This window comes from Salinibacterium sp. (assembly GCF_031364185.1).
Taxonomy (GTDB): domain Bacteria; phylum Actinomycetota; class Actinomycetes; order Actinomycetales; family Microbacteriaceae; genus Rhodoglobus.
Genome location: NZ_JANLVV010000058.1, coordinates 22,044 through 28,935 on the forward strand (window position 1 = coordinate 22,044; position 6,892 = coordinate 28,935).

At 60.3% G+C, this 6,892-nt stretch carries 7 protein-coding genes; all 7 read left to right on the top strand.

From position 1 onward, the window contains the following. Positions 1–13 precede the first annotated feature (13 nt). The 7 genes from RMN95_RS03095 to RMN95_RS03125 are packed head-to-tail and all read left to right on the top strand — an operon-like array spanning position 14 to position 6,798. Positions 14–985, top strand: a complete 972-nt coding sequence (locus tag RMN95_RS03095; RefSeq protein WP_309615498.1) for a sugar ABC transporter substrate-binding protein — start codon at positions 14–16, stop codon at positions 983–985. A 27-nt stretch (positions 986–1,012) separates the two neighbouring features. Next, positions 1,013–1,816, top strand: a complete 804-nt coding sequence (locus RMN95_RS03100; RefSeq protein WP_309615499.1) for an ATP-binding cassette domain-containing protein — start codon at positions 1,013–1,015, stop codon at positions 1,814–1,816. 38 nt (positions 1,817–1,854) lie between these two features. Beyond that, positions 1,855–2,892 (top strand): ABC transporter permease, encoded by a 1,038-nt coding sequence (locus RMN95_RS03105; protein WP_309615500.1) that lies wholly within the window; start codon positions 1,855–1,857, stop codon positions 2,890–2,892. After that, positions 2,889–4,148 carry a mandelate racemase/muconate lactonizing enzyme family protein gene (locus tag RMN95_RS03110; protein WP_309615501.1) on the top strand — a complete coding sequence of 420 codons (1,260 nt, stop codon included), beginning with the start codon at positions 2,889–2,891 and terminating at the stop codon, positions 4,146–4,148. Before RMN95_RS03105 ends, RMN95_RS03110 begins: the two co-directional genes overlap by 4 nt. Before the next feature lie 25 nt (positions 4,149–4,173). After that, positions 4,174–5,223, top strand: coding sequence for an alcohol dehydrogenase catalytic domain-containing protein (locus RMN95_RS03115; protein ID WP_309615502.1), 1,050 nt, complete (start codon positions 4,174–4,176; stop codon positions 5,221–5,223). Next, positions 5,216–5,851: a bifunctional 4-hydroxy-2-oxoglutarate aldolase/2-dehydro-3-deoxy-phosphogluconate aldolase gene (locus RMN95_RS03120; protein WP_309615503.1), complete on the top strand. Its 636-nt coding sequence runs from the start codon at positions 5,216–5,218 to the stop codon at positions 5,849–5,851. The genes RMN95_RS03115 and RMN95_RS03120 overlap by 8 nt, the downstream gene beginning before the upstream one ends. Then, positions 5,848–6,798 (top strand): sugar kinase, encoded by a 951-nt coding sequence (locus tag RMN95_RS03125; RefSeq protein ID WP_309615504.1) that lies wholly within the window; start codon positions 5,848–5,850, stop codon positions 6,796–6,798. Before RMN95_RS03120 ends, RMN95_RS03125 begins: the two co-directional genes overlap by 4 nt. Positions 6,799–6,892 lie beyond the last annotated feature (94 nt).

Sequence of the window (6,892 nt, forward strand, 5' to 3'; positions counted from 1 at the left end):
AATGGAGGCCACAATGAAGAAAAGAGCAGTTGTATCCCTGGTTGCGGGCCTGGCGCTCGTCGCCGGCGTCGCCGGATGTTCGCCTGCGACGGAGGACGCTTCGGAATCGGGCCAGCTCAACATCTGGTACGTGAATCCGCTCACGTCCTATCCCGCGTGGGCGGCTTCGATGCAGAAGTTCGAGGACGAGGCGAAGGATGGCGGCTATATCGCGACCGGAGTTGGTCCTACCAAGCTCGACACAGCGGCGAACGTGAGCCAGATCGAGCAGGCAATTGCCGATGGAGCGGATGGCATCATCTTCTGCAACACTGACCCCACGTCATTCGCTTCGACGATCAAGAAAGCCCAGGATGCCGGAGTCGTGATGGTGACAATCGGGTGCATCGACGAGGTTTCCGACTACTCGGTCGGTACCGACAACGATGCCTTCGGTGCCACCGCTGCAGACACGATTGCTGCGGATGTCGGTGCGGACGCCTCTGTGCTGATCATCTCCACAGACCAGACCACTCCTAACCAGCTTGCCCAGGTCACCGCGTTTAAGGCCGCGATCGCCTCCAAGCACCCTGAGATGAAGGTGGCGGCCTGGGAGTCTGATAACTCGGACACTGCGGTTGCGGCGCAAAAAATCACGGCATCATTGCAAGCAGATCCGTCGATCAGCGCGATCTGGTGCGTGGAGGGACAATGCCCCGGAGGTGTTCCGACCGGCTTGGGTGAAGCAGGAAAGAAGCCCGGCGACGTGTACGTACTGGGTATCGACACCGTGGATACCACCACGGCCGCTCTCAAGGATGGGTGGCTCGGCGCAACACTGAACCAGTGCTGGTTTGACGCGACAAAGCTTGCGACCGACCTGATTAAGGCCAAGGTCAACGGCACTCCGAGCACGCAGCAGTCATGGGGTATCGGCGTCGATCCAGTGACCGCGGCGAAACTCCCCTATAAGGGCTGCCCCGCATCCCTCATCCCCTCGTTGTAGCCCAATAACAAGATCGCGAGCAGTCAGATGACACTCACAAATCACGACACCGATAGGCCGGCAGCAGAGGCATCGTTGCCGGCGCTCAGGATCACCGATGCATGGAAGAGTTTCGGCCATGTCGCGGCGCTTCGAGGGGTGTCTCTGACTGTTCGCGGAGGGGAAGTGCTTGCCCTGGTTGGTGACAACGGGGCCGGCAAATCAACTTTGGTGAAGGTGCTTTCCGGCGTGTACCCGGTGGACTCCGGTGAGATAGCGGTCGCCGGAGTGCCACTAGAGAAAGCCGACCCGCGGCTGGCCAGAGCTCGCGGCATCTCCACTGTGTTCCAGGATTTGGCGGTGGTAGAGACTCTGGACATTGCAGCGAATGTCTTCCTGGGGCAGCCACTGCGACGGTTCGGTATCCTTGCCGATCGGAAGAAGATGATCGCCCAGTCGGCTGAGATTTTACGTAGCCTGAAAGTGCGGGTTCCCAGCGTGCGGGTCGCCGCAGGGGAGCTTTCCGGGGGTCAGCGCCAAGGCGTAGCTATCGCCAGGGCTGTTCGCCAAGACACCCCCATCATCCTGATGGACGAGCCGACCGCGGCACTGGGAGTTCGGGAGACCGCACAGGTAGGCGAGATCATTCGATCACTCAGGGAGCAGGGGAAGGCTGTGATTCTCGTGTGCCACGACCTCGAGTTCATCTTCGCCCACGCCGACAGGATTCAAGTGCTTCGTCTCGGGCAGGTCCAGGGGGTGCGTGACGTTTCCGCCACGACTCGATCCGAAATCGTTTCACTGATCACCGGAGCGACAGCTCGCGACGAAGACCTGGAGGCTACCAACTGATGTCAGCATCACAAGAGCAGAACACTGTCCCTCACGGGGTGACGTCTTCTGTCGGTATAGTCGACGTCGACTTGGCAGAGCTCGATGTTCCTCTGCTCAAGCGTCTGGTCATGAGTCCATCGTTTGCGCTCAGCGTGGCCATCGGACTCTTTGTGATCTTCGGACTCACTCAGTCCGCCCAGTTCGCGAATGCTCAATCCTGGATCAATATTTTGCGGGATGCGACCCTCATAGCGATTCCTGCCGCGTTCGCCTGCATCGTGCTTGTCAGTGGTGGATTGGATCTGTCTGTCGGCTCTGTACTTGTTGCGGGCGCTATGACGGCCGCCGCGACCTCTTCTGCCGGGCTGGGGGCAGGCACTGCCTTCCTGGCTGGAACTCTGGTCGGGGCGGGGGTTGGACTGATCAACGGTTTCTTCGTGAACTTCGCAAAGATTCCACCCATTATCGTCACGCTGGGGTCGCTCTTCGCGGTCAGGGCTGCGGTGGTGGCATCGACCGGAGGCAATCCCATCGGCCCACTCCCTGCAGACTTCACCTTTTGGGGTCAGGGGGTCGTCTTCGGCATCCCGGTGGTTATCATCCTGGGCCTTGTCGTGGTCGTCATCGCGCACCTGGTTCTCAGCCAGACCAATTACGGGTGGTCGATCAGAGCACTAGGGGGAAACCTCAACGCCGCACGAAGCGCGGGTATCGCCGTACGGAAGATTTCGATCTCGGTCTACGTTCTTAGCGGTGCCGCGGCAGCTTTTACCGGCGCAGTGCTCGCGGCTCGGCTCGGCTCTGGGTCACCGACGTTCGGCCAGGGCTACGAACTTCAAGTGATCGCGGCTGCTGTGATCGGGGGAACAAGCATCTACGGTGCGATTGGCAGCGTTCCCGGTGCCGCACTCGGCGCGCTTTTGCTCAGCGTGCTTTCCAACGGGCTTGTGCTGCTCAGGGTTGATCCAACGTGGCAGAACTTCGTCATCGGCCTGGTCCTTGTTGCGGCAGCCGGGCTTGATGTATTCCGGCGGGGCCAGATGTTCCGGGTCTCAGCGAAACGAACTGCAGCCTCGAGAAAGGCCACCTCGTGATCGAGAGCGATCAGATGACGGGAACCCACGTGCGGCAGGGCGGTGAATCCGGGATGCCACGAATCACCGCAGTGGAAACAATCCGAACACCACTCCAACCCAACGTCACACTCGTGGTGCTGCACGATGACGCTGGCCAGTCGGGGCTCGGCGAGACCTTCTACGGTTCCAGCAGCGTTGAGGCCTACATCCACGATGTTGCGGTGCCGCTCCTTGCTGGTAACAAAGCTCCAACCTCACCCTCCAGCACATCGCGACTGCTATCCGGGTATGTGGGCTACTCCGGCTCCGGCTCGGAGATCAGGGGCAACTCGGCGATAGATATCGCACTCTGGGACTTGCTCGCCAAGCGCGCATCGATGCCCCTGCGGGAGCTTCTGGGAGGGCCCACGCGGGAACGTATCTCGACGTACAACACCTGCGCAGGCAATGACTACGTCAATGCACAGTCGCGCCAATCATCGACAAACTGGGGGATCGGGTCCGGGGCCGGAAAGCGCTACGAAGATCTGGAGGCATTTCTTACCAGACCGGGCGAGCTGGCCAAGGAATTACTTGATGAGGGTTACACCGGAATGAAGGTCTGGCCATTCGATCTTGCAGCAGAAGCCAGTTCCGGAGATCACAAGACATCCCTCGATTTTGGGCTGCGTGTTCTCGGGGAGATTCGTGACACTGTCGGCGATGCAATCGACCTGTACCTCGAGCTCCACTCGCTCTGGACACTCCGCGGTGCCGAGCGCCTCGTGAGGGCACTCGACTCATTCGATCTGGCATGGGTGGAGGACCCGCTCAGAGCCGACCACGCCCACGCACTCCATTCCCTCAAGCAATCAACCAGTATTCCTATCGCGGTGGGGGAGAGTATCGGCGGCGGGCTGAGCCCATACCGCTCGCTTCTCGAATCACGGAGTATCGATATCGCGATTGTCGACCTCGGGTGGAGCGGAGGAATCACGGCAGGTCTGAAGTCTGCATCGATAGCCGAGCAATACGGAATTCCCATTGCGCCTCACGATTGCACTGGACCGGTTTCTCTTGCCGTGGCAACCCACTTTGTGACCTCGATCCCCAACGGATACGTCCAAGAGGTTTCGCGCGCGTTCTATCACGGCTGGTACCAGGACATCGCTTCTGGGCTTCCCGAGATCACGGACGGTTGGATTACCCCAGCCGCTTCACCGGGCCACGGCGTTGTCCTTCTCGACGAATTCCTTGCGTCACCCTCAACCATTCGAAGGATTTCCCATTTCTAGGAGACCAGCCACTGCGGGTGAAACAATGCTCGCGCTGAGGTGGCACAGCCGCATGGATGTTCGGCTCGATATCGTCGACTGTCCGGTCGTGACCCGTTCGAATGACGTACTCCTTGCGGTTGAGGCCTGCGGAATCTGTGGCACTGACATCGAAGAGTGGTGTGAAGGGCCGATTGCCATTCCCGCTGCTCGCGTTCGAGGGGATGCCGCCAAGCCCCTGACTCTCGGGCACGAATTCTGCGGGCGAGTGATCGACGCAGGGAGTGAAGCCCGTTTTGAGGTGGGGGAACTCGTTGCTGTGGAAGTCAATATTCCCTGCGGAGAATGCCCCGCCTGCCACGATGATAGGACGAATAATTGCCCATTCACGGTGGCCCTGGGCCTGCAAGACGACGGTGGGCTTGCAGAATATGTGGTGGCTCCCGCGTCATCATGTGTCGCTGTCGACGGATCGGTAGACCCGCGCGTGCTGGCCTTCGCTGAACCGCTGGCCGTGGGAGTTCATGCCCTCTCGCGGGTCACCCTTCGCGAGAGTGATGACGTGGCGGTATTTGGGGCGGGAGCAGTCGGGGTGCTGCTCGCACTTCTCCTTCGAAGGCGGGGCAACAGGGTAGTCGTGGTTGAGTCGTCGATGAAGAGACGGGATCTCGCTCGTCAACTCGGGTTTGAGGTTACCGATCCTCAACTTTCAGAACTGGATGTGAGTTCTCGTTCACGTTTCGACGTCTGCTTCGAGGCGACAGGCAATCCACATGCCGTCAAGGCAGCCATAAAGGTCACCCGGGAGGGTGGAAAAGTTGTGCTTCTCGGTGTCGGCACTCGGGATCTCGGCCTCAGCGCGTGGAATCTGGTGGAGGGCGAAATATCGCTAATCGCCTCCAAATCGCACACCATGAAGGACTTCGCTCAGGCTGTCGACAACCTGGTCTCTGGTGCGATTGACGTCACCAGTCTGCCGCTGGGGGAGTTCCGCCTCGAAGATGCCGTTGTGGCATTCGAAGGGGCACGGTCACATCCGGATGCGTATCTCAAGCGAATGATGGTGAGCCCGTCTGTGGCTCAGCGCGATGAGTAACGCGATGCGGCAGGGCCATCCGGTTGGCTTGATTCCCGTCGTTACGATCGACGACTATCGCTACGCGCCGCAGCTTGTTCGCGCTCTTGCCGAGTCCGGAGCAACCTCGATTGAAATTACGCTTCGAACTCCTGCTGGTTTCCGTGCGATTGAGGCAGCGATCGAGGAAGGGATGCTGTCGGTTGGTGTTGGGACGGTCACCACTGTTGAAGACCTTCGAAGGTCTGTCGACGCCGGCGTCGAGTTCGTGGTTTCCCCCGGTTTTCGAGCAGATATTGCGGATGCAGCCCGGGAACTGGGCGTGTTGGCCATACCCGGCGTCGCAACCGCAACAGAGGTGATGATGGCCGCAGCCAGCCAGGTGAAGCTTGTGAAGTTCTTTCCGGCGGCGGCGGCTGGCGGCGTTCCCGCTCTTCGCTCGTTGGCCGAGGTCTTCCCTGACACTAAGTTCATGCCCACTGGCGGCATCAGCGCCGATGACGTGCGCGCCTACCTCGCCATAGATTCTGTTGTCGCGGTTGGCGCATCATGGTTGGCGCCGCGCGCCATGATCGCAGAGTCCAGATTTGCGGAGATCGGCGCAGCGTACGCGCGATCCACGGCATCCGTGGCGGATCTCCTATCGTGACCTACGACGTTTACACTCTGGGCGAAAGCATGGGGGTCATTCAAACTCCGACCGGCACCCTCTTCGATGGCGCGTCCACCTGCCGTGTGGGCATGGGGGGCGCTGAGTCAAACGTTGCCATTGGCACTGCCCGCCTCGGCCTTCACGTGATGTGGGTTGGCAGGGTCGGAGACGACTCGCTCGGGCGGCGCATCACCAAGGAACTGCGCGGCGAGGGGGTCAACGCACAGGTCACCGTCGACGACGGAGCTTCCACGGGCATCCTGTTGAAAGAGATGCGAAGCGTCAAGCACACGAAAGTGACGTACTACCGCCGAGGCAGTGCGGGATCGCGACTCGACGCAAATGATGTCCACGAGAGTGCCCTCGCGGAGAGCCATATCCTGCATGTCACCGGAATAACTCTTGGCATCTCTGACTCGGCACGTAACGCTGTGCGGCGCGCAGTGGACATCGCTGCATCGGTTGGAACGGCAGTCTCTTTCGATATCAATCATCGACACTCTGTCTGGGGAAGTCGGAGTGCAGTGCTGGATTACACCGAAATTGCTAGTCGCGCTTTGATACTTTTCGCCGGTATTGACGAAGCCCGACTGATCCTCCCGCCTTCTACGCCGGATCACCAGCTCGCCGCCGAACTCGCCGAGAGGTACGACATACCTGAGGTCATCATTAAGCGCGGAGCAGATGGCGCCGATGCGATCATCGACGGAAACTACCTTCAAGTCGCCGCATATGAGGTTCCGGTCGTTGACTCCGTCGGCGCTGGGGACGCCTTTGTCGCGGGCTACCTGGCAGCACGAGCGCGGGGGGCAGCGCCCATCCATCGTCTGGAGACTGCCGCGATCGTCGCCGGATTTGTCTGCATGTCCCCGGGAGATTGGGAGGGAGCTCCCCGGTGGAGCGATATCGAAATCGCGAACGACGCAGAGTGGGTGAGTCGATGAAGGCCCCACGACCAGATTCGCTGGCGTTATGGCAGCCGTGGCCCTCTTTCTCAACCCCTTCAGGCTCACACGGTATGACGGGAGCAGCGATCAT

Bases quoted from the DNA above. Each gene is read 5' to 3' on its own strand.
- RMN95_RS03095 (WP_309615498.1), top strand. From the start codon at position 14: ATGAAGAAAAGAGCAGTTGTATCCCTGGTTGCGGGCCTGGCGCTCGTC.
- RMN95_RS03100 (WP_309615499.1), top strand. From the start codon at position 1,013: ATGACACTCACAAATCACGACACCGATAGGCCGGCAGCAGAGGCATCG.
- RMN95_RS03115 (WP_309615502.1), top strand. From the start codon at position 4,174: ATGCTCGCGCTGAGGTGGCACAGCCGCATGGATGTTCGGCTCGATATC.
- RMN95_RS03120 (WP_309615503.1), top strand. From the start codon at position 5,216: ATGAGTAACGCGATGCGGCAGGGCCATCCGGTTGGCTTGATTCCCGTC.